Annotated in this window: 23 protein-coding genes; 4 read left to right on the top strand and 19 right to left on the bottom strand. The window is 51.0% G+C overall.

Translation table 11 applies throughout. The annotated features are described in order from the left end of the window. Window positions 1–5 precede the first annotated feature (5 nt). From QQL65_RS10745 to QQL65_RS10695, 11 genes are all read right to left on the bottom strand, one after another. Window positions 6–1043, bottom strand: coding sequence for an asparaginase (locus QQL65_RS10745; protein WP_284364379.1), 1038 nt, complete (start codon window positions 1041–1043; stop codon window positions 6–8). Between the two features lie 65 nt (window positions 1044–1108). Then, the gene (locus QQL65_RS10740; RefSeq protein WP_284364378.1) at window positions 1109–3025 is read right to left on the bottom strand and encodes a beta-galactosidase; all 1917 of its coding nucleotides are present in this window, start codon (window positions 3023–3025) and stop codon (window positions 1109–1111) included. After that, window positions 3025–3897, bottom strand: coding sequence for an SMP-30/gluconolactonase/LRE family protein (locus QQL65_RS10735; RefSeq protein ID WP_284364376.1), 873 nt, complete (start codon window positions 3895–3897; stop codon window positions 3025–3027). Before QQL65_RS10735 ends, QQL65_RS10740 begins: the two co-directional genes overlap by 1 nt. Then, window positions 3897–4502: a 2-dehydro-3-deoxy-6-phosphogalactonate aldolase gene (locus tag QQL65_RS10730; RefSeq protein ID WP_284364374.1), complete on the bottom strand. Its 606-nt coding sequence runs from the start codon at window positions 4500–4502 to the stop codon at window positions 3897–3899. The genes QQL65_RS10735 and QQL65_RS10730 overlap by 1 nt, the downstream gene beginning before the upstream one ends. 1 nt (window position 4503) lies before the next feature. Further along, window positions 4504–5421, bottom strand: coding sequence for a 2-dehydro-3-deoxygalactonokinase (locus QQL65_RS10725; RefSeq protein ID WP_284364373.1), 918 nt, complete (start codon window positions 5419–5421; stop codon window positions 4504–4506). Window positions 5422–5425: 4 nt separating this feature from the next. Further along, complete coding sequence (locus QQL65_RS10720; RefSeq protein ID WP_284364372.1) at window positions 5426–6196, bottom strand: SDR family NAD(P)-dependent oxidoreductase; 771 nt, start codon at window positions 6194–6196, stop codon at window positions 5426–5428. Continuing rightward, a complete protein-coding gene (locus QQL65_RS10715) occupies window positions 6196–7911 on the bottom strand; it encodes an IlvD/Edd family dehydratase (protein WP_284364370.1) in 1716 nt (571 codons plus the stop codon). The genes QQL65_RS10720 and QQL65_RS10715 overlap by 1 nt, the downstream gene beginning before the upstream one ends. Next, the gene (locus QQL65_RS10710) at window positions 7901–9994 is read right to left on the bottom strand and encodes an alpha-galactosidase (RefSeq protein ID WP_284364368.1); all 2094 of its coding nucleotides are present in this window, start codon (window positions 9992–9994) and stop codon (window positions 7901–7903) included. The genes QQL65_RS10715 and QQL65_RS10710 overlap by 11 nt, the downstream gene beginning before the upstream one ends. After that, window positions 9991–10839: a carbohydrate ABC transporter permease gene (locus QQL65_RS10705; RefSeq protein ID WP_284364367.1), complete on the bottom strand. Its 849-nt coding sequence runs from the start codon at window positions 10837–10839 to the stop codon at window positions 9991–9993. Before QQL65_RS10705 ends, QQL65_RS10710 begins: the two co-directional genes overlap by 4 nt. Before the next feature lie 2 nt (window positions 10840–10841). Beyond that, window positions 10842–11831 (bottom strand): carbohydrate ABC transporter permease, encoded by a 990-nt coding sequence (locus tag QQL65_RS10700; protein ID WP_284364366.1) that lies wholly within the window; start codon window positions 11829–11831, stop codon window positions 10842–10844. 74 nt (window positions 11832–11905) lie between these two features. Then, window positions 11906–13141, bottom strand: coding sequence for an ABC transporter substrate-binding protein (locus QQL65_RS10695; protein ID WP_284364365.1), 1236 nt, complete (start codon window positions 13139–13141; stop codon window positions 11906–11908). A gap of 129 nt (window positions 13142–13270) precedes the next feature. On the opposite strand from QQL65_RS10695, the gene QQL65_RS10690 reads away from it, so the two are divergent. Continuing rightward, a complete protein-coding gene (locus QQL65_RS10690) occupies window positions 13271–14053 on the top strand; it encodes an IclR family transcriptional regulator (RefSeq protein ID WP_284364364.1) in 783 nt (260 codons plus the stop codon). Window positions 14054–14093: 40 nt separating this feature from the next. Further along, window positions 14094–15158 (top strand): ABC transporter ATP-binding protein, encoded by a 1065-nt coding sequence (locus QQL65_RS10685; RefSeq protein WP_284364363.1) that lies wholly within the window; start codon window positions 14094–14096, stop codon window positions 15156–15158. On the opposite strand, the gene QQL65_RS10680 is transcribed toward QQL65_RS10685, so the two are convergent. The 5 genes from QQL65_RS10680 to QQL65_RS10660 all read right to left on the bottom strand — a co-directional run bounded on the left by QQL65_RS10680 (window position 15155) and on the right by QQL65_RS10660 (window position 20915). Further along, window positions 15155–15598, bottom strand: coding sequence for a YaiI/YqxD family protein (locus QQL65_RS10680; RefSeq protein ID WP_284364362.1), 444 nt, complete (start codon window positions 15596–15598; stop codon window positions 15155–15157). The two genes, QQL65_RS10685 and QQL65_RS10680, sit on opposite strands and share 4 nt — an antisense overlap. A gap of 39 nt (window positions 15599–15637) precedes the next feature. Then, window positions 15638–16861, bottom strand: a complete 1224-nt coding sequence (locus QQL65_RS10675; RefSeq protein ID WP_284364360.1) for an efflux RND transporter periplasmic adaptor subunit — start codon at window positions 16859–16861, stop codon at window positions 15638–15640. A 3-nt stretch (window positions 16862–16864) separates the two neighbouring features. Further along, window positions 16865–19243, bottom strand: a complete 2379-nt coding sequence (locus QQL65_RS10670) for an ABC transporter permease (protein WP_284364358.1) — start codon at window positions 19241–19243, stop codon at window positions 16865–16867. After that, complete coding sequence (locus tag QQL65_RS10665) at window positions 19237–19956, bottom strand: ABC transporter ATP-binding protein (RefSeq protein WP_284364356.1); 720 nt, start codon at window positions 19954–19956, stop codon at window positions 19237–19239. The genes QQL65_RS10670 and QQL65_RS10665 overlap by 7 nt, the downstream gene beginning before the upstream one ends. Window positions 19957–20024: 68 nt before the next feature. After that, a complete protein-coding gene (locus QQL65_RS10660; RefSeq protein ID WP_284364354.1) occupies window positions 20025–20915 on the bottom strand; it encodes a LysR family transcriptional regulator in 891 nt (296 codons plus the stop codon). Between the two features lie 103 nt (window positions 20916–21018). Between QQL65_RS10660 and QQL65_RS10655 the strand changes: the two genes are divergently transcribed. Further along, a complete protein-coding gene (locus QQL65_RS10655; RefSeq protein ID WP_284364352.1) occupies window positions 21019–21441 on the top strand; it encodes a DoxX family protein in 423 nt (140 codons plus the stop codon). Then, window positions 21442–22401, top strand: coding sequence for a glutathione S-transferase family protein (locus tag QQL65_RS10650; RefSeq protein WP_284364351.1), 960 nt, complete (start codon window positions 21442–21444; stop codon window positions 22399–22401). A gap of 68 nt (window positions 22402–22469) precedes the next feature. Here QQL65_RS10650 and QQL65_RS10645 read toward each other — a convergent pair whose 3' ends face one another. The 3 genes from QQL65_RS10645 to QQL65_RS10635 are packed head-to-tail and all read right to left on the bottom strand — an operon-like array spanning window position 22470 to window position 25375. Then, window positions 22470–23594: an ABC transporter ATP-binding protein gene (locus tag QQL65_RS10645; RefSeq protein ID WP_284364349.1), complete on the bottom strand. Its 1125-nt coding sequence runs from the start codon at window positions 23592–23594 to the stop codon at window positions 22470–22472. A 4-nt stretch (window positions 23595–23598) separates the two neighbouring features. Beyond that, window positions 23599–24510, bottom strand: coding sequence for a carbohydrate ABC transporter permease (locus tag QQL65_RS10640; protein ID WP_431357087.1), 912 nt, complete (start codon window positions 24508–24510; stop codon window positions 23599–23601). Further along, complete coding sequence (locus QQL65_RS10635; RefSeq protein ID WP_284364347.1) at window positions 24503–25375, bottom strand: carbohydrate ABC transporter permease; 873 nt, start codon at window positions 25373–25375, stop codon at window positions 24503–24505. Before QQL65_RS10635 ends, QQL65_RS10640 begins: the two co-directional genes overlap by 8 nt. Window positions 25376–25443 lie beyond the last annotated feature (68 nt).

Genomic DNA, 25443 nt, shown 5'->3' with positions numbered 1-25443 from the left:
ACCGATTAGAAATAGCTCGCAATTTCTGAAGCCGATTGCATATGCCCGACTTCGAACCCGCGCCAGTTTTTTGAAACCTGCACCTTCATCGTTTTCAACACGTTTTCGATTTCATCACTATTGCCGCCAATAGCACTGAGCAGACCGGCAACAATCGCGTGTGCTGCATCCATGTTGCCGTCATCGCATTTAAGCGCAAATCCCCAGTTTCGACCACGCAATGCACCACAGAACACACCAGCGGCCCCGATTTTCAACATCAGATCACCTGCGAATACGTTCATCGCATCTGTGTCAAAACCACCTGTTCCGGAAACCAGTTCAGCGTTACTTGCCGCCGCTTTGAACAGGCGATCACCTGCGTTCGCATAAACTGTTGGCAGTTCGTTGGACCCCGAAGACATTTTGGCAAAAGCCTGCGCAAAATTGATCAATGGCGCGCCCCAAGTCGGGATCGAGCAACCATCACGTCCGCAATGATCCGGTGTAAGCTGCACATTCAGCACGCGCTCGACGCATTCGCGTACCAAAACTTGCACTGGGTGCTCGCTCTCAATGTATCCTTTGGTGTCCACACCAAGCGCCTTGGCGACCGCTAGCATACCCGCGTGTTTGCCAGAGCAATTGTTGTGAAGCGCTGACGGTTGCTGTCCCGATGCCAACAACGCCTTGCGGGCAGCCTTGTTGGTCGGCAAATGCGCGCCACATTCCAAATCTGCTGCGGTTAGTCCAATTTTTTCCAAAAACCTGGAGACACCGGCGACGTGAAACTCTTCACCCAAATGTGAAGCACAGGCCAGGGCAAGGTCTTTGTCATCAAGGTCAAACATTTCTGCTGCCCCGCTTTGAAAAAGCGCAAGCGCTTGCAGAGACTTAATGGCAGAACGAGGATAAATCAGCGCACTGATATCGCCCGCCTTTGCAACAATCTCGCCGTGCTGATCAACGACACAAAAGGCACCACGATGTCGGTTTTCGACCATATTGCCGCGGACAAATTCCGCCAAAACTGGATTGGCGGCACCTGTTGCTTGATTTGTCATCACTTATGTCCCCATTTTATGTTTGCTTGCTCACTAGCAGAGAAAAAGGGACAGCGAAATAGCCCTTAGGTCGATATCTGTTCTGACCAATAAACACCCGTAGGCTCAATTGTCACACCAGCAATGTTTTGCGCTTGGTTGCCATAGTTAAAATAGAAGCGGTGAGTTTTGGTGTCGCGGCGTCTCACACTTGCTGGCATCAACTCCGTTGGAATATCCAGTTCTGCACATTGCTCAGCCAAAATATACATCAGCGCTTCTTGGTCTGGCCAACCTGCGACGTAGGTGATGTTGTTGCTTTTTGTGACGGCGGCTTGTCCATCCAGCGTTTGGGCCAAGGTGGCGGCGGAAGAAGCAATTTTCTCCTGCCACTTGATAAAATTGCCGCGGGTGTTGAGTGCGACTTGCGCGGTTGGGCGCATGCTTTCAACATATTCAATCGTTGCGTCCAACCCAGGAAAATTGGGAGGCAAAGGCGATGGAATAGCAAATTCATCCGTCTTTGAATTCGTGCGCGGACCTGCAATCACCTGCCCTGCAAACTGCTCAATTGCCTGCTTCAACTCGCTGCTAAGCGTCATGACGCCCGGCACCAGAACGAGTTGATATGCCGACAAATCAGCGCAATCAGGTGGCAGAATATCCAATGAAAGCCCAAGCTTTCGTGCGGCGCGGTAATAGTCGAATGCCAAATCGAAATAGTGGCAGTCTTTGCCTTGCGGCTGAATATCCGTCGCCCAAGCGCTTTGATAGTCAAATACCAGCGCAACTTTCGCATCCACATTTTCGTCAGTTGATAGCGCCTTCAACTCATTAGCGACTTGCAGCGCTTCATCAAACGCTGGCGCCGTTTCGCTATCTGGCCGCAACAGGCCGGAATGCATTTGTTCCTGCGCAAACGGCGCCTGCCGCCAACGGAAATACATCACATTTTCAGCGCCATGCGCAAACGCTTCCCAAGTCCATAGTCGCACCATTCCCGGCAGAGGCGCGGGATTATATGGCGCCCAGTTTACCGGCCCTGGCTGCTGCTCCATCACCCACCAACGCCCCTTACCTACGGCGCGGTAGATATCATGATGGAATGCTTGAAAATCAGGGTGACCTTGACGTGAGTGTTCATGTTTGAACTGTTCAGTTTCATCAATGCGGTCTTCCAGAAAGCCGAGCGGGTAGCTGTCCCAGCTCGCGATCTCAAGATCATTCCCAACCTCAAAATGATCGAATTCTGTGATGCGCCCCATATAGTTATGAGCGATTGGTATGTTGCTAAATTGCTTGATTGCGTCAACCTGCAATCGATTGAAACTCGTCACTTGGTCGGACGAAAATCGACGAAATGCCATGCAGTGCGCCGGATTTGCCTCGGTGACAGTAAGGTTGGGCAACTCAATTTGCTCAAACGAGCTATATTCCATTGACCAAAAGACGTTGCCCCAAGCCTGATTGAGGTTCTCAATCGTTCCGTATCGCTCTTCGCACCAACGCCAAAAGCCGTGCAATGCCGCTTCCGAATAGGAAATCACGGTATCGTGGCAGCCATATTCGTTGTCGGTTTGCCAAGCGGCGATATGTGGATTGCCGCCGTAGCGTTGCGCCAAAATATCAACTATGCGTTCGCATTCTGCTCGGTAGCCAAGATGAGAAAAACAATAATGGCGGCGCGATCCAAACTTGCGTGTATTTCCCATTTCATCAACAGCATATATGTCTGGGTGACGGTCTATCATCCAGCGTGGCGGCGTTGCCGTGGGGGTACCAAGTACGACTTTCAAGCCGTTTTCACCTAATATTTCAATCGCTTCGTCCAACCACTCCCATTGGAAATAGCCATGTTCCGGCTCAATGCGACTCCAAGCAAACTCGCCGATCCGCACCCATTTCAAACCCAACTCAGCCATGCGACGCGCGTCATTCGCCCATTGTTCGCGGGGCCAATGTTCGGGGTAGTAGCAGGTACCAAGTGCGCGTTGAATGGTCATTACAGGACAACCCGATGTTCTTTTTGCCCTTTAACATTAAGCGAAACGGAAAAAGTCGCGCCAGCTAATTCTTCGCTATCGCCAAGGCCAATTTTTGCTGATGTGATGATCAATTGAACCAGATTTTCTCCGCCAAAAGACGGGCAAGTAATTTGGCTGGCTGGCAGGTCAATTGCGCGTAAAAATGCACCATTCTGGTCATATTCTGCGACACGATTTGCGCCCCATTGTGCGTTCCAAAGGTGGCCCTTTGCATCAACAACTGAACCGTCTGGGTTTAGTTCATCGGCAGTTAAATCTGCAAAAACTTGCGGTTCACCGACGGGCCAACCGTTTTGTTGCTCCAATGCAACCTGCATAATCTTCTTGGTCACCGTATCGGCGAAATAGGCAGTTTTGCCGTCAGGTGAAAAGCAGATTGAGTTGGGAATACTAACCTTTTCAAACAGTTGGCGAACCTCACCACGATAAAAGCGATAGATGGCACCGGCCTCTGCTTCGGCATTCTTGCCCATTGTCCCAATCCAAAACCCACCAAAAGGATCAGCTCGACCATCGTTTGATCGGGTTATTGGATTGTCTTTTTCAATATCCGCAATGCGCGTTTCTTGCTTGGTGATGTGATTAAACTTGAACAAGCCGAGCTCATCGGCGACCAGCAAGTGGTCAGAATCGAGCCATCCAGCGGCTGAAACGTGCCGGAAAAAGTGTATTTGTTCCGTCTGATTCACGTTTTTTCCTGCCACATTCGGCACACGTTTAAACATCAGTTTTTTGTCGATATCAAACCAAAAAAAATCGCCCGTTTCAGGGTGCCACAACGGTCCCTCACCTAGGCTGCATTTGTGATCATCAAACACATCGAATTGCATTAGTTAAAAACCTCATCATATGCAGCGACGATCTTGTCGGCTTTGGCGCGAACAGTTTTAGCGTCATCGCCGGGCTTGTAAATGGCTGTGCCGATGCCAAATCCATCAGCGCCTGCTTCTTTCCATTTATCGAAATTGTCTGGCCCTGCTCCACCGACCGCGTAAGCATCAATGTCGGCTGGCAAAACCGCGCGCAACGCCTTTAAACCGCCTGTGCCGAGAACGCTGGCCGGGAACAGTTTCAGCCCGTCAGCCCCTGAGTGGATTGCTGCGAAGCATTCAGTTGCAGTGAAGACACCAGGGTATGAGTTCATGCCCGCTGCTTTGGTCGCTTTGATGACCTCTGGGTTGCAATCTGGTGAAACAACAAATTGCCCATTTGCGGCTTTCAGTGCTTCAACATCATCTGTTGTGAGCACGGTGCCAGCACCGATTTGAGCGGCCCCATCAAACGCCTCGCGCATTGCTTTGATGCTATCAAACGGCTGTGGCGAATTGAGCGGCACCTCAATCATGGTGATACCCGCTTCAACAATTTGCCTCGTGATTTCAACCGCTTCGTGGGCCTGAACACCGCGCAAGATCGCAATGATTTTTCTGGTCATATTACGATGCCTGTTCCATGGCAGAAAGTGCGACGGCGTGAAGGCCGCCAAGGGTCATCATGTCACCGTCAGCGATTGTTGCTTGGCAATTGTAGAACTCCAACGCCTTGTTGTAATGCTCTGAAAGCTTAGGATCGCCAATGATACAGACATCTCGCGACGACCATAGGTGCTCAGTTGCGCGCAATTCCGCACCGACCAACAACCCAGAAAGCCGCGCTCGTGCCTCGTTGGCTGGCAAATCATGCAGCATGGTCTGTGGGCGGATGGAGAACAGTTCTTGCGCCACAAGTTCGGGCGTATCCATTGCTAATTTGACACCGCCAATAAAGGCCGCATTGTCCCAGCCGCGTCCACCGACAGAATGACGAAGCACCGACTTTTTCGCCAACAGACCAAACATCTCGCCGGTCATAAATGTGGTGAAATGTTTGACCACACCTTTTGAGATGGTCACCCATTTTGAATGGGTTCCCGGCATACAAGCGACACCATCAAATGTTGGCATGCTGGCCAAGAAGCCTGCAATTTGCGTTTCTTCACCGCGCATGACGTCAGCCGGTTTGTGCTGCGATAATCCAGGAACGATGAAGACTTGAACGCGCGGATCAGACAATGGCGCTTGCACCAATTGTTCGTTGCGTGGTGGGGCACATGGCGTTTCAATATATTTGGCTTCGATCCAACCTTGTTTCGCGCCAACCATGCCGCAGGCAAAAGCGCTGACAGGGCTGTTTCGCCCGACCAGCCACTTCTCAACATGTTCTAAGAACACAGTTTCAAACTCATCACGTTCAAGTTTGCCCATGCCCTGATCAGATTTAACCTGATCAAGCACCTGGCCACCGGCGCCCATGGCCCATGCGCGGAAATGGGTTGTGCCCCAATCCAACGCTATCCATTCGATCTTATTGTTCATTGTATTATCCTGTAACTACCACGCCACCATCGACAACCATGGCTTGGCCGGTCATCATGCGGCTGGCTTTTGACGCTAAAAATAGTGTTGCATCTACGATGTCGTCAGGCGCCAAATGTTCTTTTAGACATTGTTTTTCCAAATGAGCGGCCAAATCTTCTGGCGTGGCCCATTTGTCGAGCTGACGTTCGGTAAGCACCCACCCCGGCAATAGCGCGTTCACGCGAATTTTGTTTGGACCAAGTTCTCGCGCAAGCGCACGCGTAAGCCCCGTTATCCCAGCTTTTGAGGTGACATATGAGGTGTAGCCAGCATTACCCATCATGTATGAAATTGACGAGAAATTGATGATCGATCCGCCCTCAGCTTCGCGCATGCCTTCGGCTGCTGCTTGGGCCGTGAAATAGTGTGGACGTAGATTTACATCCATCGCCATATCCCACTCTTCAACGGTGTATCCTTCAAGCGCGTGGCGCTTGTCGTTCGCCGCATTGTTGACCAAAACGGTGATGGGACCAAATGCCTTTGCAGCTTCCTTCATCGCATAACGCAAAGAGGGAATGTCGGTAATGTCGCATTTTATGAATAGCGGTTTGTTGTTGTATTTCTTGCCCATTTCCTCAGCAAACTCTGTCGCATCGGAGCGTTGAACAAACGCAACATTTGCACCTTGCTGCAAAAAACCTTCGGTTAGCGACGCACCAATTCCAGATCCACCGCCGGTAATGAAAACGCTTTGACCCTTTAGGTCGTGAAAGGTGACATTCTCACTCATTAGTGGCTTTCCCTTGTAACTGGTCTGGTGTCTTTACCGACCAAGAAATCTAGGTCAGCGCCTTTGTCTGCCTGCAACACATGGTCGATATAAAGTTTGGCATAGCCACGATCATAATGAGGTTGATCAGGCTGCCAAGCCGCGCGACGCGTTTCCAGTTCCGTTTCATCAACAAGCAGCTCAAGCTCGCCCTTAGAAGCACTAACGCGAATGCGATCCCCGGTCTTAACCAGTGCAAGGGTGCCGCCTGCTTGCGCCTCTGGGCTGACGTGCAGAATTACAGTGCCGAACGCTGTGCCGGACATCCTCGCATCAGAAATGCGCACCATGTCCCGAACGCCTTGCTCAACAAGCACGCGTGGAATGGGCATATTGCCAACTTCGGGCATGCCTGGATAACCCTTGGGCCCACAGCCCTTTAGCACCAAAATCGTATCCTTGGTGACTGGCAGATCAGGCTTGTCGATATTGGCCTTTAAATCTTCAATCGATTCAAACACATAGGCTTCGGCTTCGTGTTCCAACAATTCATCAGTCGCGGCGGACGGCTTTATGATCGCGCCATTTGGGGCCAAATTACCACGCAATACCCGCAGACCAGCAGCTGGTTTAAGCGGTGCATCGATTGGGTAAATGACGTCACGATTGTAGCACTCGGCGCCGTCGGCAAAGACGGAAATGTCTTTGTTTAGAACGGTATTTGCAGGCCGAAGTTTGTCGCCAAGTTCTTTGAGCACGACGGGCATTCCACCTGCATAGCAAAAGTCTTCCATTAGATATTTGCCGGACGGCATGCAATTGACCAGAAGCGGCACGTCACTGCCAAGTTCAAAGTCCTTGAGCGTGAGATCAACACCAACCCGGCCCGCCATGGCCAACAAATGAACAACAGCGTTGGTCGACCCACCAACCGCAGCGTTTGCCAAAATCGCATTTTCAAAGCTGGCTTTGTCGACAACCTTGGACATCACCAAGCCTTCTTCGACCATTTCCACAATGCGCTTGCCCGTCAGGTGCGCAAGCGAAGTACGTCGCGCATCAACCGCTGGCAGAGCCGCATTTGTTGGCAGGCTCATGCCCATAGCTTCAACAATTGAGGCCATGGTGGAAGCAGTGCCCATGGTCATACAAACACCAGCTGATCGGCTCATGCCACTTTCTGCGGCCATGAAATCTTGCAAGGTCATGTCGCCGGCGCGCACCTCTTCGGAAAACTTCCAAACGTCTGTGCCAGAGCCAATGTCGTTACCTTTAAACTTGCCGTTGAGCATTGGGCCAGACGAAACGACAATCGTTGGCAAATCCACCGATGCAGCGCCCATCAACTGGCCAGGCGTTGTCTTGTCGCAACCGCCCAACAGCACCACACCGTCGATACCATAAGCGCGGATGCTTTCTTCCACATCCATTGCCAACAAGTTGCGGAACAACATTGCAGTTGGCTTCATTTGCGTTTCGCCAAGGCTCATGACGGGAAACTCGACGGGGAAGCCGCCGGCCTCCCAAACGCCTCGTTTCACCGCCTCAGCCAACACCCGCAATCCCGAATTGCAGGGGGTTAGTTCTGACCATGTATTGCAAATGCCAATGATGGGCCGGCCATCAAACACATGGTCTGGAAAGCCTTGGTTTTTCATCCAAGAACGATGGATAAAGCCGTCTTTATCGAGTTTGCCATACCAAGCTTGGCTGCGACGGTTCTTCTTATCGGTCATTTATTCTACTTCCTTCAATAACCCAGATGGAGTTTGGAAAACTCCACGGCAAATTGATGCCATTATTGAGCAGGTAGGCCCCCGACAGCTCTATCGCTCCAGTTTTCATTGCGTTGCTTCCCCGCGAAAGCCCCACAATGTCTTCTTTGTTGATCAACTCAATTTTGTACAATGCAGTTGGATCAAGATTGGCCAAAGCAACAGGCCTTGGCAAAATCTGTTTGGATGTCGCGCGCTTTCCGACAAAGGCGACGAATCTATTTTGGTCTGCAGACATATGTTGCTCCGCCACAATCGCTTCGTCTAGCGTATCAAGGCGCAAAATGTCGGCTTTCATCATCCAGTCGCGATTTTGCTTCCACCAATTTGTGACGGCCTTAAGCGTTGTCGCCTCATCCGCGGTTAGCTCACGCGGGTCCATTTCAAAGCCCATGTGCCGCTGGGCAGCGACCCAGGCGCGCATGCTCATATCAATTGTGCGACCGGATGTATGACACTTGCGCGGTCCAACATGAGAGCCGGTGACAATAGCTGGCAAAAATAGCGCTGCATTATGTTGGATGTTTAGTCGCTCAACAGCATCGTTGCTATCAGACAACCAAACGCGGTGGGTGCGCTGCAAAATGCCGAAATCAATACGCCCACCGCCAGACGCGCAGCTTTCTATTTCCACATGGGGGAATGTTTCGCGAAGCTGGTCGATCAGCGCATAGGAACCGCGTGTTTGCGCTGCATCAGGCATCGGCAGCACGCGGTTATGGTCCCACTTGATGTAATCAATGTCATTGTCTTTAAGCACTGCGCTTATGCGATCAAACAAGAAGGCCCGAACTTCGGGCAAGGCCATATTGAGTGCTTTTTGCTGACGACCCAATATCTGGTCTTCGCCGCCAAGCGCCCAATTTGGATGTGCGCGATAAAGGTCTGAATCTGGGTTGATCATTTCAGGTTCAAACCAAATGCCAAACGTCATACCAAGACTATGAACGTGCGCAATTAACGGGCCAAGGCCATCTGGATATTTGCGCGGGTCAACTTGCCAGTCGGACAAGGATCGCGTGTCGTCATCACGATTGCCAAACCACCCATCATCCAGCACAAACCGTTCGGCACCCAAGTCAGCAGCGCGCGTGGCGATGTCTTGCAGCTCGGCCAAATTGTGGTTGAAATAGACCGCTTCCCAGCAATTGTAATGTACTGGGCGCGGACGTTCCGGATTTGGGAAGCTGACGATCTTATCGCGCAGATAACGCTGGAATGCGACGGCGCAGCCATTGAGACCAGTGTTTGAAAAGGTGAAATAAAGCGGCGCGGTTTCAAAGCGTGTTTGCGCAGAAGTTTCCATGCGCGCGGCGTGACCGAACTGGATTTGACGTCGACCATCAGGCAACTCTTCGGCGATCATTTTGTGACCGCCGGACCATCCATAGTGGAAGCCGTAGGCTTTACCGCGCGTATTGGTGGTGCCGTGATCAGGTACAATCAGTCCTGGGAAATGCTCATGCCCTGTGCGGCCGGTACGGTTTTCACGAAAGCGCACACCGGCGGACCATGCGGTGCGGTTCACTTGAAACTCATCACACCAGCGGCCAGCAAAATCGATCATTTCGGACGCGTGCTGGCTGGCTGGCAAAACCGGAGCGGCAAGCCAATGCAAATGCACTGGTCGGCTGGCTTCAAGAATGGTCTTTGCCACAATCATATGGCTGTGCTGATCAATCTTGAACTGGGCGCGATAGGTTAGCAATTTGGTTTGATCGATATAGACCAGCTCAAGAGAGTCTTGTTGTTCCTCTGCTCGTTCAAAGCAGAATTTCGGCATTAGCGGCGTGCCATCTTCATCGCGAATGATTAGCCCGGGTTGCCCTGGGAAACTGCGCGATGCTTCAGGGCAAATAGAGAGTTCGGGATTGGCGTCCAGCATGCCGCCCGTCACGTCCAATTCGCAAGCTTGATAAAGCGCGGCTAAATCCTGATCATCGGGGAGTTTTTCGCCCCAATAGATAACTTCGGCCAGCCGTTCGCCATTGGCGCCAAGCACAAGTGTTTGGCGCTGATCATCTAGTCTCCAAGTCCGTATCATTTTACCGCGCCCAAAGTCAGACCAGCAATGAAGTGCTTCTGCATCAAGAAGAACATCGCCACCGGTGGCATTGCGGCCATCAAAGACGCAGCGGAAACCAAGTGCCAGTTATTTACGAACTGACCGTTTAGCGCACGAACGCCCGCGGTTATTGGTTTAACGCTTTCACCTTGGGTCAAAACGTTGGCCCAGAAGAAATCGTTCCAGACGAATGTGAAAATCAAAACAGAAAGCGCAGCAATCGCGGGGCGCACCAAAGGCAGCACGACATACCAAAAGATCTTCCATTCCTTCACGCCTTCAATGCGAGCGCTCTCGATCAGATCAAACGGCAAGGCCTTGATGAAGTTGCGCATAAACAGCGTGCAGAAACCAGTTTGGAACGCACCGTGGAACAGCACCTGCCCTTGAATGGTGTCGTACAAGCCTGATTGCACTGACATATCGCGCACGGGCACCATCAGGATTTGATAGGGCACAAAATTGCCAGCTACAAAAAGGAAGAACAATGGCAGCGCGACCTTGAATCGATAGATTGCAAGCGCATAGCCGCCCAAGCAGGCGAGCCCAACAGAAATGATCACTGTAGGTATGGTGATCAAAAATGAGTTGGTGAGGTAGCGCAGCGCTTCTGATTGGGTAAACACCGCGATGTAGTTTTCAATCAGAGCAATGCGAGATGGGATGCCGAACACATTGCCTGAATTGATGTCTGCTGCTGGACGAATAGACGTCATGAAAATTGCGATCAGTGGCAACAGCCAGATCAGAAGCGCGATTGGCACAATGATTTGGTAGCCGAGTTGGGTCGCAAAGCCTGAGCGATCAATTGGACGTGGAAACATGATCAGCGACCTCCCTTTTCGTCTTGGTACATGCGCCACAAGAAGTAGCTAATGTAGAACAGCATAATGATGAACAACACCGTTGCGATGGCCGAGCCATATCCATAACGTTCGCCATATTCTGAGATGGCGGTTTCATACATGTAGTAAGCGAGCACATTTGTGGAGCCGTATGGTCCGCCTTGGGTCATGATCGCAATCATATCAAATGAGCGGAGAGCGCCAATTACGGTAACCACGACGGCGATAAAGGTTGCGGGGCGCAATTGGGGCAACACGATGTACCAGAGCATTTTCCAGCCCTTCGCGCCATCAAGACGCCCCGCTTCGATTTGATCAGCGGCGACATTGTTGAGACCAGTAAGATACAAAATCATGCAGTAAGCGATTTGGGGCCAAAGGCCAGCAGCGATAATGCCGTAGGTGGCAAATTCCGCGCTTGAAAGAATATCAGGTGGCGTTTGGGAACATCTGAAGGTCACATTGCCCAACAGGTTCACCGTTTCTTCGCAATAGAGTGCCTTCCAGATGGAACCCACCACCCCAAAATCTGGGTTATAGAACCAGCCAAAAATCAAACCCACAACCACTTGGGAAATGACGAATGGGAAAAAGAATAGCGATTTGTACAAGCGCATACCGGGCGTTTTTTGGTTCAAAAACAGCGCGATAAACAATCCAGCTGGCACAGCAAGCATAAATAGCAAGAGCCAAAGCACGTTGTTTTTCAGCGACATCCAAAACTTTGGATCGTCCCAAAGTTTGATGTAGTTTTGAAAACCTACCCAAGAGGCAGTCGAAGTGCCGTCGGCAAGATACAACCCGTTCCACTCATAGAATGAAAGCCAAATCGATTCAAAAATCGGGATGACGACATAGATGGCGAAGTAAACGAGCGCAGGCAGAAGAAAGAGCCAAGGTGCGATTGTGAGTTTATTTCGAGATAGCCAAGACGCTTGAGTGACGATTTTTGCGTTGTCGGTGACAGCCATTGCCTATCTCCCCCAATAACCAACTTGGAAAGAGATGGTGGGCACAAAGGCGCCCACCATCAAGATGTTATGGATTATTTGTAGACTTCCTCTTGCACGCCGTCGAGACGTTCAAGAATGGCCATCATTTTTGATGTGTCGAGCATAAACTCTTGGAAGCCTTCCATACCCGCTTTAGCCATAGCGGCTGGAGCATCGCGGTCATAGAATTGTGCAAGACCTGCAGCTGTTGATACCGTCTCAAAACCTTGCTGGATGAATTTGTCATCACCAACGGTCGCTTTTGAGTTGATCGGCAACTGACCAATGGTCGCATTCCACTTAGACTGAACGTCTGGGCGAGCAACAAAGGCGAGGAACTTACGTGCATCTTCTTTGTTTTTCGCATTGGTTGGAATGAAGAATGCATCAGCAGGTGCTTCTTCAGCACGTGGCAAGCCAGGTGTGATTTCAGGGAACTGGAAGAAGTCGATTTGATCTTCAGTCAAACCAGCATTCTTGTACCCGTCAACAGAGAAGTTGCCCATGACGTACATTGCAGCATCGCCGTTTGCGAATGGTGCAATAGCGTCCTGCCAGCTCATTGATGCGTGGTTGTCAATAAAGCCACACTCTTCGATCAACTGTGCCCAGTTTTCGAACGTTTTGACGATACGTGGATCTGTATATTTGATTTCGCCAGCTGTTAGGCCGTTGTGCACGTCATAACCATTTGTACGCAGGTTGATGTAGTCAAATACACCAGCTGCAGTCCAAAGGAACTTTGTACCAATTGTAAATGGAGTGACATTGTTTTCTTTCATCACCGCACATGCCGACAATAGCTCGTCCCATGTTTTTGGCTCTTCGATCTTTAGAAGATCAAACAAGTCTTTGCGGTAATACACGCCCCACTGGTAGTAAGAATACGGAACACCCCAGATCTCACCATTGCGAGACATTGTTGGCTTGATCGCCGCCAAATCTTCGTTGAAGCCCTGCTCTGCCCAAAGGTCAGTTACAGGCTCGAACAATCCAGCATCCACAAATGGAGCCATCCGGTTACCTGGGTACCAAGACGTTACGTCTGGTGCGTCAGCCGTTAGGAAGTTCCGAATCGCTGTTTTGTGCGCTTCGCGGTCATTGTTGTTCACAATGACGTTGATGTCTGGGTTTTCAGCTTGGAATTGCGCTACCGCGTCATCAAAGCCTTTTTTAGGTCCTGGGTTCAAATCATCGAAGTTGATGACAAGATCACCAGCTAGGGCCGTTGCCGACATCATCGTCGCCGCAAGCATTGCGGCCACGCCGCCGCCTAGTAGTCGTTTCATTGGTTTTACCTCCCGATTGGTTCCAACATATGAAACTAGGTTTTAACTATTGAAATTATTGTTCGTTAATCCTATTGTTGTCAACAGGGTCGTTGAGTAAAAGTCATAAAAAACGACGAGGGATGAAAAATGAGCAGCCAAGCAAATAAAGACGGAACCGTTGGCAAAGCCTTGGAAATACTGGACGATGTGGCTGCATTTGGTCGCCCTGTGCGCTTCAATGATTTGTTGGCGCAATCCAAGCATCCAAAAGCGACATTATACCGTCTGATGCAAACGCTGACGAACCAAGGCATGCTCGACTATAATCCAGACCACCAAACATATGCGCCCGGCGTGCGGCTTGTAAGACTAGCGCATTCCGCATGGCAGCAGTCTTCCCTTGCCCCAATTGCCAAGCCTGCAATCGATAGGTTGTCGCAAGAACTTGGTCAGACCATTCACTTGGCGCAGCTCGACAATGGCCAAGTGCTTTATGTGGATAAACGAGACGCAAATCGCCCAATCGAAATGTTCAGCCAGGCTGGGAAAGTCGGGCCGGGATATTGTACAGGTGTTGGAAAAGCAATGCTCGCCTATCTAGACGAAGACACCCAAGCCAAGGCGCTTGCGCAGCAAGCATTCTACCCCTTTACAGAAAACACGATTACAGAATCGGCCAAGCTCGAAGAAGAGCTCGCTGAGATTCGCAAAAGCGGTGTGTCTTTCGACTGTGAAGAGCACGAACCAAACATTATTTGTGTCGCCGTGCCGATCTTAGCGCAGTCAAACCGGGTTCTGGGTGGGCTTTCAATCACTAGTTCGACGAACCGCACATCAATAGACGAAATGAAGAATTATGCGCCGCAAATGAAAATTGCGGCAAAGGAAATTGCGACTGCTTCTGAGAATTGGCAGTTCCCCAACCACTAGGGCTGCGGCCCCAACCAATCAAGATCCATCGGGAGGATTCATGTCTGGTGTAAAAATTACAAATGCCATCAAGAAGTACGAGGCTGTTCAGGTTATTCACGGCGTGGATTTGCAAGTTGACGATGGCGAGTTTTGCGTTTTTGTTGGACCTTCGGGTTGCGGCAAGTCCACGCTATTGCGCATGATTGCGGGTCTTGAAGAGACGACCGATGGCAGCATCGAAATTGGTAATCGCGATGTAACCAGAGCAGATCCTGCGGATCGTGGTGTCGCAATGGTTTTCCAGACCTACGCGCTTTACCCACATATGACCGTTGCAGAGAATATGGGCTTTGGCCTGAAGATGAACGGTGTTCCCAAGGCCGAAATTGACAGGAAAGTTGGCGAGGCATCGCAAATCCTCAAGCTTGACGACTATTTAGATCGCAAACCCAAAGCACTTTCGGGCGGACAAAGGCAGCGTGTGGCCATTGGCCGTGCGATTGTGCGTGGCCCAGAAGTGTTTTTGTTTGATGAGCCGCTTTCCAACCTAGACGCCGAGTTGCGTGTAGAGATGCGCGTCGAGTTGGCGCGATTGCACAAAGAAATTGGCGCAACCATGATCTATGTGACGCATGATCAGGTCGAAGCTATGACGCTGGCCGACAAAATTGTCGTGTTGCGTGCGGGCGTTGTGGAGCAGGTAGGCTCCCCAATGCAGCTTTACAAAAATCCCGACAACAAATTCGTAGCAGGTTTTATCGGTTCACCTGGCATGAACTTTGTAAACGGCATCGTTGAGGCGGGCGCAATCAAAGTGGATGCGTTTGCAGATCGCGCAGTGGCTTCGACCGCCAAACTGCCAGAAAACGGTGCATCGGTGACGGTCGGCATTCGTCCACAGCATTTGCGCGTTGACCCTAAAGGCTCGGGATTAAAAGTCGACCTTGTGGAGCATTTGGGCGGCGTGACCTACATCTATCTTGATGCAGCCAACGGCGAACGGATAATTGTGGAAGCAAGCGCGGAAGTCGACGCGCCTTCTTATGGCAGCGATGTTTCAGTCACATTCGACGATGAAAACGTGATGCTGTTTGACGCAAAAACGGAAAAACGCATCCGCTAGCTCTTCGACGACAGCAATCGGTCCAACGCTTGTAAAAAGTTGGACCGATCTGCTTTGGTGAAACCCGGGTTATATCCTTTAATTTCGCCACTCTCGCGCAAGTCCTGTTTAAGGCCACGCATCGCAATTGCCATGCCGATATTTTCATCGGTAAATGGTTTGCCAGTTGGTCCGAGCACTCGAGCTTTTTTATCAAGGCAGCGCTGCGCAAGTGGAATGTCTGCGGTCACGGCGACATCACCTTCGACGATTTCATCGGCAATCCAATTGTCTGCCTCGTCGGCACCATGGGGCACAATGACGTGCTGGATCATTGGGTCGCGTGAAGGACGCAGGCCGCCATTTGATACAATCACGACCGGAACGGCATATCGTTCGGCAACGCGAATAATTTCATCTTTGACCGGGCAAGCGTCGCCATCTACATAAATTTTTGTCATAGCGACTTCTTAGCGATCGCAAATGCGGTTGGCCAGTAGCTATTGCACAACCCGCTGCTCAACCTTTGCGCCTTCAACCAAGTTGGCGCCCGGATAAAGGACGATTGCTTCCCCTTCTTCCAATCCCTCAAGAACTTGAGCTTGTAAGCCGTTGTTTTGGCCGATCCTAACCATGCGCTTGCTCACACTACCGTCTGCAACCGTGAATACGGCCCAGTCATTGGCCTCACGGAAAAGCGCGCTTGAAGGCAGTACCAACGCATTTTGATCTTCCCAGACCACAATCATCACTTCTACGCGGAAGCCATGGCCCAAACTCTGTCGTTGTTGCCACGGCTCTGAGAACTCTATGACAGCGTTGACGCGTTGTTCCTCAACGCCCAATGCGGAGTATTTTGTAAATCCCCACGGGTCGACACGCGTCACCACGCCATCCAATTGGTTTGGGCCACCCCAATTGTCGACAATCACCCGATTACCAACGCGAACCTTCACCGCATCGCTGGACAATAGTTCGACAACAATTTCCAATCCGTTTGATGTGTCACCGATCTCCAACACGGGCGCGCCGGCGGGCAAGGTGGTTTCGCTTTCCTGCATCACCCGCAACACTCGGCCAGAAACAGGGGCGCGCATCGGAATAGCGCCCTCACCTTGGGCGGTAGCTGAATTTGGATCGTCGTCAAAGCCAATTAGGCGCGCACGCGCATTTGCCAAGTCGGCCTCTCTGATCGAAATCGCCGCTTTTGCCGTATCTAGCGCTGCGTCGGACGCGCGCGCCACACGTTCGGCGCGGTCAAGCGCCGCCTGAGCAACTATTTCTTTGTCGAAAAGCTGCTTAGTGCGCTGCAAATCGAGATCTGAAAGATCTTTATCTGCAATCGCACGGTTATGATCCGCAACTGCGAGTTCAAGCGCAGCTTCAGCGGCTTTCACCGCTGCTAGCGCCTGCTCTCGCGTGCGCACATCAAGGGCTGCGGGATTTGTTGGCAACATGCGCGCAATGATTGATTCTCCGCCAATTACGGTTTCGCCCGGCTCCACTTCAACGCGCTGCAATCGACCGGCAACTGGTGTCGATACGGTATAGACATCCTGCACCCGTGTCTTTGCATCTTCGTCTATAGTCACGATCATGTGGGCGCGTTCTACCTTGCCAAAGTCAACAGCGATTGGCTTCGGCCAAAATGCATAAACCAAAGAAGCGGCAACGCCGGCGATCACCAACAATATGATCCAGTTGCGTGATTTTCTTTTAGCCATGTCCTATTCCCTTGTCTTCAAGGCGGAAACGAGATCGAGCCCGTCCATGTTTCGTTTTACCATCCAACCGGAAAAAACCGAAGAAACCAGCACGGCGATGCCGGCGGTGCCAAACGCTTCAGGTTGGATTTGATTTGGAATTTGGTAGAGATCGGTCGAGAAGCCCTCAACAATTGCCGCGTTGAGCCCCAGCCCAAACGCAATACCAATCGGCACTGCCATGATCACCATAATGGCGAGTTCGCCAAGCAATACAAAAGCCGTTTCGCCTTTCGTGAAACCGATAACCCGCAAGCTTGCAAGGTCGCGCGAGCGTTCTGCAAATGCGATGCGCGCACTATTGTAAACGATGCCAAATGTGATGATGGCGGCGATGAAACTCATCACGTAGCGCATAGAACCAGCGCTTTGATCCATCAAGGTCTCAAATGCCTCGCGCGATTTCGATTTCAAACTCGCGCCAGCGATGACGGGCATAGCTTTAAGTGCTTCATAGAGCGGTGCTTGAAGTTTCTCGTCAATTTGCAGATATGCGCCGCTGATTTGGTTCGGCTGCTTGAGCGCGCGATTGAGCGCACCAATTTCAAGATATGCAGGCGCACCCGACAAAGTTTCAGCAACACCAACCACCGGCATTTGCAGCGTTGGGCGTTCACCATCTTGCACTTCTATGAACAGTTTCTGTCCTGGGCTAATGGCTAGTTTCTTGGCCAACGGCTTTGCGATGATGATGCCATCTTCACGCAAGGTAATTGGATTTAAGTCCTTGTCTACCGCACGATATTGTTGAGGATTTGCAAGCAGACCGGTCACGGCACCTTTGTGACTGTGCAATCCATTGCGAAGGATCACCGGAACTGCTCGGAATGGCTCGACGTGGGTTACACCCTCTAAGCTTCGCAGCTCGTTTAGTGTGTCCGTGGACCGCAGAGCGGCAAATACTACCGTCATGTCGGAGCGATCGACATAATCAAAGGTCTGATCGACGACGTTTGTGAACGTCATCATCAGGCCAATTGAAGCTGCGGACAGTCCCATCCCGGCGCCAACCCCAAGTGCTGCACCAAAGGCCCTTCCCGGGTGGCGCGCAATCCGCCGCAAAACCATACGGGTCGGTTGATCGAATATACGTTTCACCGCCGCCATAAAACCACCCGCCCTTGAGTAATCGGCAGGCGCAGGTGGCCGCATGGCGACCGCTGGCGTCAAGGCAAAGACCTTGCGCAACACAAATAGTGCACCCGCTGAGGCGGTAAACACGCTAACCAGAATGCCGATGATGAACGCTTGCGGGTCCACCCGAAAGACAAGGAATGGAAACTTATAGTATTGCTGGAACAAATCTGCGTAGCTGCGGCCCACCCACACACCGATGAGACAACCAACTAAGGCACCGCCAATTGCGATGGCCAGCACGAATTTGAAGTAATGTGCACTGACTTCCATGGAGGAGTAGCCAAAAGCCTTCAACAACCCGATTTGCTCGCGCTCGGATTGGATCATTCTTGAAATCACAATGTTGAGCAAGAACGCAGCAATCGCCAGAAAGATCGGCGGCAAGATTTTGCTTTGAGTTGCAAGACCTTTGATTTCTTCGGTGAGGAAACGGTTTGAGGTTTGATCCTCCAAACCATAAGCGCCCGTGCCGCCATAGTTCGCCAATATTTGATCAACGCGATCCAAAACTTCTGGCAGCTTCGCGTCCCTTGTGAGCGAGAAAAGTGCCTCGCTAAACGCGCCTTTTAGGTCAAAGGCAGCGCCCAAACTGGTTTCGCTCATCCAAATCACGGCATATCGTTTATCATCGGGTGCGAGATCGCCGGGTGCCATGGACAACAAAAACTCAGGAGATTGCGCTAGTCCGGCAATCTCTAGCTTGCGCTTCGCACCATTTATGGTCGCCGAAATCCTATCGCCTGGCTGCAAACCATGCGCTTTGGCAAATGAGCGAAGCAAAAGGATTTGGTCTTCGCGGCCACGTTCGATTTGTTTCCCTTCGGCTAAATAGATATCGTTCAATCGCACAGCGCCATGATCTGGCAATGAAACAATTGCGGCAGTTATCGGCACGTCTTCTTGCGGCAAATTGACAAGACCACCGCCTCTAATGCGGCCAATGACGCTATCCACGCCGGGCACATTCGCCAAGTTTTCCAGCAAATGCTTGGGCGCGCGTACCGCAGGGGCGTACACTTCAGCCAACCGATAACGATCATAATATGTCGTTTTTGTTTGGCTCAGTGAATTGAACAAACCATCCATCATGACCAAAACAACAACCCCGACCGCAATCACCAATCCAATAGCAATAGCCTGCATTTTCATGCGGCCAAGGTCTCGAAATAGCTTCTTGTCGAGGGCTGAGAACATGATCGCTACCACTCAATCTCATCAGCTGTGAGCTTTGTGGTGTTTCTGATGACCTCACGCACACCTCCATCAGCAAAGTGGATGACGCGGTCAGCCATCGCCGCAGTTGCCGCGGCGTGGGTGACGATCATCACCGTGGTGCCAAGGTCCTGATTGACGCTCTGAAGCACATTTAACACTGAGCGGCCAGTCGCGCTGTCCAGTGCGCCGGTCGGCTCATCACAGAACATAACGGTGGGCTGCTTCGCGACAGCTCGCGCAATTGCAACACGTTGCTGTTCACCGCCTGACAATTGCGCAGGAAAATGGTTGATACGCTCTTTCAACCCAACACGCGCCAATGCTTCCGCTGCGTCCATTGGGTCATCGGCAATTTCGGTGACCAGCTCGACATTTTCCTTTGCTGTAAGGCTTGGCATCAGGTTGTAGAATTGGAACACGAAGCCAACATGCTCGCGCCGGTAGAGCGTAAGCTCCCTCTCCCGCATTGCAGTTAGGTCGTGATCGAAGAACTGTGCTGTTCCATCAGTTGCGTCATCCAGTCCGCCCAATATATTCAGAAGTGTAGACTTGCCAGAGCCTGACGGGCCCAACAGCACCACCATTTCGCCTTTGGGTATGTCGATATCAACTCCGCGAAGCGCATGCACCGCTGCCGCGCCGGAGCCGTAGACTTTTGTCAGCCCTCGCGTTCGAAATGCAGTATCACCCGTCATTTGGTGCATGTGGATCCCCATCTCTACCTTGCATAAACAACGTTAGAGATGAATCCTGGATATGCAAATGACCGAAATCAAATGCTTTCGCGCACCCGTTGCGCCACATGGTCACTGAAAGCGCGCACATTTGGAGCAAGATGCTTGTTGCTCGGATAGACGATATAAATGCCCATTGGATCAGGCATGTTATTGCTGAGGACAGACACCAGTTCACCTGATTTGATTTCTGCTTCAACCATATAGCTTGGACACAAAGTGACGCCACAATGGGAAAGTGCGAACTGCTTTGCCGCACCTGGACTATTAACTTCTATGCGCGCGTCGACACGCATTTTTGTGGCTTTGCCATTGACGACAAATGGCCATTGAAAGCGCCCCCGATAATTGCGGTCCACAATAGCTGAATGCGTGCGCAAGTCTTCTGGTAGCTTTGGCGTGCCATTTTCTTTCAGATATTGCGGCGACGCAACTAAGACCAAACCGGTTTCGCCAATTCTTCGCGCAATGAGCGATGAATCCTCCAAAGAACCGATCCGCACAGCAACGTCATTTGCCGAAGCAACAAGGTCAACATATTGGTCTGTTAGGTCCATTTGGATCTTTAGTTTTGGATACTTTGCCAAAAGGCTCGGCAAGACGGGGGCGATTTTTAGTTCGCCGAACGACAGCGGCGCAGAAATGCGAAGCAATCCACGCACCTCTTGGTTTTCACTTTGAACCGCTGACCATAATTGGGATTGCTGCTCTAAGATCACTGAGCACTGTTCTAAGAACGCACGCCCGATTTCCGTAAGCTGTACTCGGCGCGTCGTCCGGTGAAGCAAGGTTACCCCAAGCTCAGATTCGAGCGCTGCAACCTGCTTGGATAGTTGCTTATTAGATCGCTCAAGTCGTTCTGCGGCGGCAACAAATGAACCTTCCTCCGCAACGGCTCGAAACGCCTGCATTAGCTCAATACGATCCATATTATCTCCATAATGGCGATAGTAATTCGCTTTTTGCGATATTTATCTCCAATTAATACCCCAGTAGTTGTGTTGCATCAACTCAAATGCAAAGGAAATTGAAATGACAAATTCAAATGACATAGCGGCATTGTTGCTGCGTTTAACATTGGCGGCGCTCTTTTTGGCGCACGCTTGGCTGAAGATATTTGTGTTCACCCCAGCGGGTACTTCAGGCTTTTTTGAATCGCTTGGGCTACCGGGCATTGTGGCTTATCTCACAATATTCGCTGAGGTTATTGGCGCAATCGCCCTGATTATTGGACTACAGACTCGCTGGGTCAGCTTGGCATTGACGCCTATTCTAATCGGCTCGATTGTTTTTGTTCATGGCGCAAACGGGTGGTTGTTTTCGGCTCCAAATGGCGGCTGGGAATTCCCCGCTTTTTGGGCAGTCGCGTTGATTGTGCAAGCATTGCTTGGCGCGGGCGCATATCGAATGGACATCACAAACGGTAAACTCCAATACGTTGGTGGTGTGGCATAAATGTTGATCCAAGGAAAATGGGATGCCGACTGGCATCCCGTACAAAGCAAAGACAATGACGGTCGATTTATCCGGCAACGATCGACGTTCAGAAACTGGATCACACCCGATGGCTCTGCTGGGCCAGAGGGTCAGCCAGCACTGAAGGCAGAGGCAGGACGATTTCACCTGGTGGTGGCCTATATTTGCCCTTGGGCCTCGCGGACATTGGCCGTTCGCGCCCTAAAGGGCTTGGAAGATGTAGTTTCCGTATCCGTTGTTAATCCGCAACTTACGAAGCAGGGCTGGAGATTTGGTGGATATGATGCTGATACCGCGACCGATAATTTGATCGGCGCCCGGTATATGCACGAACTTTATACCCATTCAGACGCCACATTTTCGGGCCGAGCAACGGTTCCCATACTATGGGACAAAGAACAGCAAACCATCGTCAACAATGAAAGCGCAGATATTATGCGCATCTTGAATAGCGGGTTTGGCGAATTGGCGAACGAGCAAATTGATCTTTTTACTGCTGCGTTGGCTGATGATTTTGAGGAGTTTGACGCGCGCCTTTATGACCGGGTTAACAACGGGGTCTACAAAGCCGGATTTGCGTCTTCTCAAACTGCATACGAAGAAGCTGTTGAAATGCTGTTCGCTGAAATGGAAGGTATCGATGACCGATTGTCAGACGGGCGGCCATACCTGTTTGGTGACAAGTTGACGGGCAGTGACATTCGTTTATTTGTCACCATGATCCGATTTGACGCCGCTTACTTTGGCTTATTCAAATGTAACTTGGCTCCCTTAAGCGCCTTCCCTCACCTTATGCGTCACACCAAGCGACTATATGATATTGAAGCGATAAGACGCACGGTCAACTTGGATCATATTAAAAAGGGCTATTACTCAGTTAAGGCTCTGAACCCAAACGGAATAGTGCCCATTGGGCCCAACAAATTGTTTGCTGAATAAAAAGTGCCAGACGGGTTGGAGGCAACCCGTCTGGCTGTAGACGTCGTGGGAGTTGACGTTCTAGATTACTAAGCGATCCGAGCGCCGCTATCCGGCTCGAACACAGATGCCTTTGTGAGGTCAAACGCCAGCGAAGCACTTTGGCCAGCCATGACCTCAGCGTCAGCACGCAACCGAGCTGTTACCTGTTTTCCGCCCAAGCTTGTCACCACGAATGTGTCGGATCCAGCAGGTTCCACAACATCAATTTGGCAATCAGCGAGCTGACCACTTTGCGCCACGATGCTGAGCGGGTCAGTGATATTTTCAGGACGCAAGCCCAATATTACTTCTTTGGAGCCCGAACCGTTTAGGCCCGAAATCTCGCGATCAAAGTTGAGTACCAATTCATCTCCAGCAGCACGAGCAATCGAGATCTGCGTGCTGTTTCCCGAAGACGTTGCCTGAGCCGGAATAAGGTTCATCGAAGGCGAACCCATAAAATCAGCCACAAACATGTTCGCTGGGTGATTGTAGATTTCGTTCGGTGTGCCCACTTGCTGGATCACGCCGTCTTTCATCACCACAATCTTGGTCGCCAATGTCATCGCTTCGATTTGGTCGTGCGTTACGTAAACAATCGATGCGCCCAAGGTTTGGTGCAAGCGTTTGATTTCAGTACGCATTTCAACCCGAAGCTTTGCATCCAAGTTGGACAATGGCTCGTCAAACAAGAACAGTTGTGGGTCCCGAACAAGTGCCCGCCCCATGGCGACCCGCTGACGCTGACCGCCTGAAAGTTGCGAAGGCTTGCGATCTAGCAAGTGATCTATTTGAAGGAGCGTCGCCACTTCATTTAGCTTTGCCTGTTGCTCAGCTTCTGGTGTGCCCCGCACCTTCATGCCGAAGGTGATGTTCTTACCTACAGTCATGGTGGGGTAAAGCGCGTAAGATTGGAACACCATTGCGATGTCACGGTCTTTTGGCGCCACGCCGATCATTGAACGACCACCGATGTTGATGTCGCCCGCAGTTGACTCCTCAAGGCCCGCAATACAGTTGAGCAATGTAGACTTACCGCAACCAGAGGGTCCAACCAGAACAAGGAATTCACCTGGCTCGATTGAAACGTTGATGTCTTTGAGGATTTTGACCGCGCCGAAGCTCTTATCGAGATTTTCGATCGACAAAATCGATTGTGTGGTTTCTGTCATCTTTTTATCCCTTCACAGAACCGGCGGTTAGACCGCGGATGAAATATTTTCCGGCAACGACATAGACAATGAGTGTGGGCAGCGCAGCGATGATCGCGGCAGCCATGTCCACATTGTATTCTTTGACGCCAGTTGTTGAGTTCACGATATTATTGAGCGCCACAGTAATCGGTTGCGTACCCGCTTGGCTGAAGGACACACCAAATAGGAAGTCGTTCCAGATTTGGGTGAATTGCCAAATAACAGTCACAACGATAATCGGCGGCGAAATGGGCAAGAAGATCGAGTAAAAGATTCTGAAGAACCCTGCCCCATCAACTTTTGCAGCCTTCACCAATTCTTGTGGCACCGTCACATAGAAGTTGCGGAAGAACAGTGTGGTGAAGCCAATGCCATAGACCACGTGTACCAAAACCAATCCGCCAATTGTGCCGGCTAATTGCAATTTTCCAAGAACAATTGCCATCGGCAAAATGACCACTTGGAAAGGTATAAAGCAACCAAACAACATCAGAGCAAACAAGATGTTTGAGCCTTTGAAGCGCCACTGAGCAAGCACATATCCATTTACCGCGCCGAGCAAAGTCGACAGAAAGACGGCTGGAACAGACAAAAGAACAGAGTTCCAGAAAAACGGTTGCAGTCCGTCACACTGAATACCCGTACAGGCACCTGACCATGCTGTTGCCCATGAGGTAAAATCAATGTCCCGTGGCAGCGAAAGCAGCGAGCCAGTGCGGATTTCATCCAAGCTTTTGAGTGACGTGGTCAACATCACAAAAAGCGGCATCAAATAGTAAAGCGCGAAAACAAGCAGCATGGCGTAGAGGCCGAAGCGAAGCGCAATACGCTGCGCCAGTCGAATACGAGCTGCGTTCTTTTCCGAGGACACGCTATTCACAGAAATATCAGTCATGGCGTGGTCTCAATTCTGAATAGAGGTATGGAACAATAATGGCTGTCACGATGACCATCATTACAGTTGCTGATGAGGCTGCCTGTCCAATGTCGCCGCGCGAGAACGCCATTGCGTACATGAAAGTCGCAGGCATATCCGTTGCGTATCCTGGGCCACCACCTGTAAGCGCAATGACCAAGTCAAAGCTCTTGATGGCGAGGTGAGACAATACGATGAATGCAGACAAGAAGATTGGCGCCATCGATGGGATAATGATGCTCATATAGATGCGCGGTGTAGATACGCCGTCCACCATTGCAGCGCGAATGACTTCGTTGTCGACCGACCGAAGGCCAGCGAGGAACAAGGCCATGACAAATCCGGACGACTGCCAAACGCCAGCAATCACCACCGTGTAGATCGCCAGATTGGGGTCCACGAGCCAGTTGAAGGCAAAGTCTGTCCAACCAAGATCATGCATAACAGATTCAATGCCCAAACCCGGGTTCAAAATCCATTTCCACGCAGTACCCGTAACAATGAAACTTAGCGCCATTGGATATAGGTAGATTGTGCGCAACGGACCTTCGGTGCGGATTTTTTGATCAAGCAAAATCGCAAGCGTAAGACCAATGATTGTGGCGAACAAAATGAACAAGACGCCAAATATGGCAAGGTTTGTTAGCGCCACTTCAAAGCGTGGCGAGTCTGCCAAGCGCTCATATTGGATGGTGCCTTTAAGGTCGTATTTTGGCAAAAGCTTTGAGCGGGTGAAGGACACATAGGCGGTCCATCCGATAAACCCATACACAAAGACCAAAATTGCTATGAAGCTTGGTGCCAGCACCATCTTGGGCGCGTGTTTTTCAAGCCATTCGGTCATTAGTTTGCTCCAAAGGTTCGTCCACGCGAAGCAAGAAGGCCGCGTGGACGATTGGTTTTTAAGTTACA

Source organism: Maritalea porphyrae (assembly GCF_030159895.1).
In the GTDB taxonomy this organism is placed as follows: Bacteria; Pseudomonadota; Alphaproteobacteria; order Rhizobiales; family Devosiaceae; genus Maritalea; species Maritalea porphyrae.
Note: the sequence above shows the minus strand (reverse complement) of the source record. Positions and strands in the feature narration are given on the sequence as shown.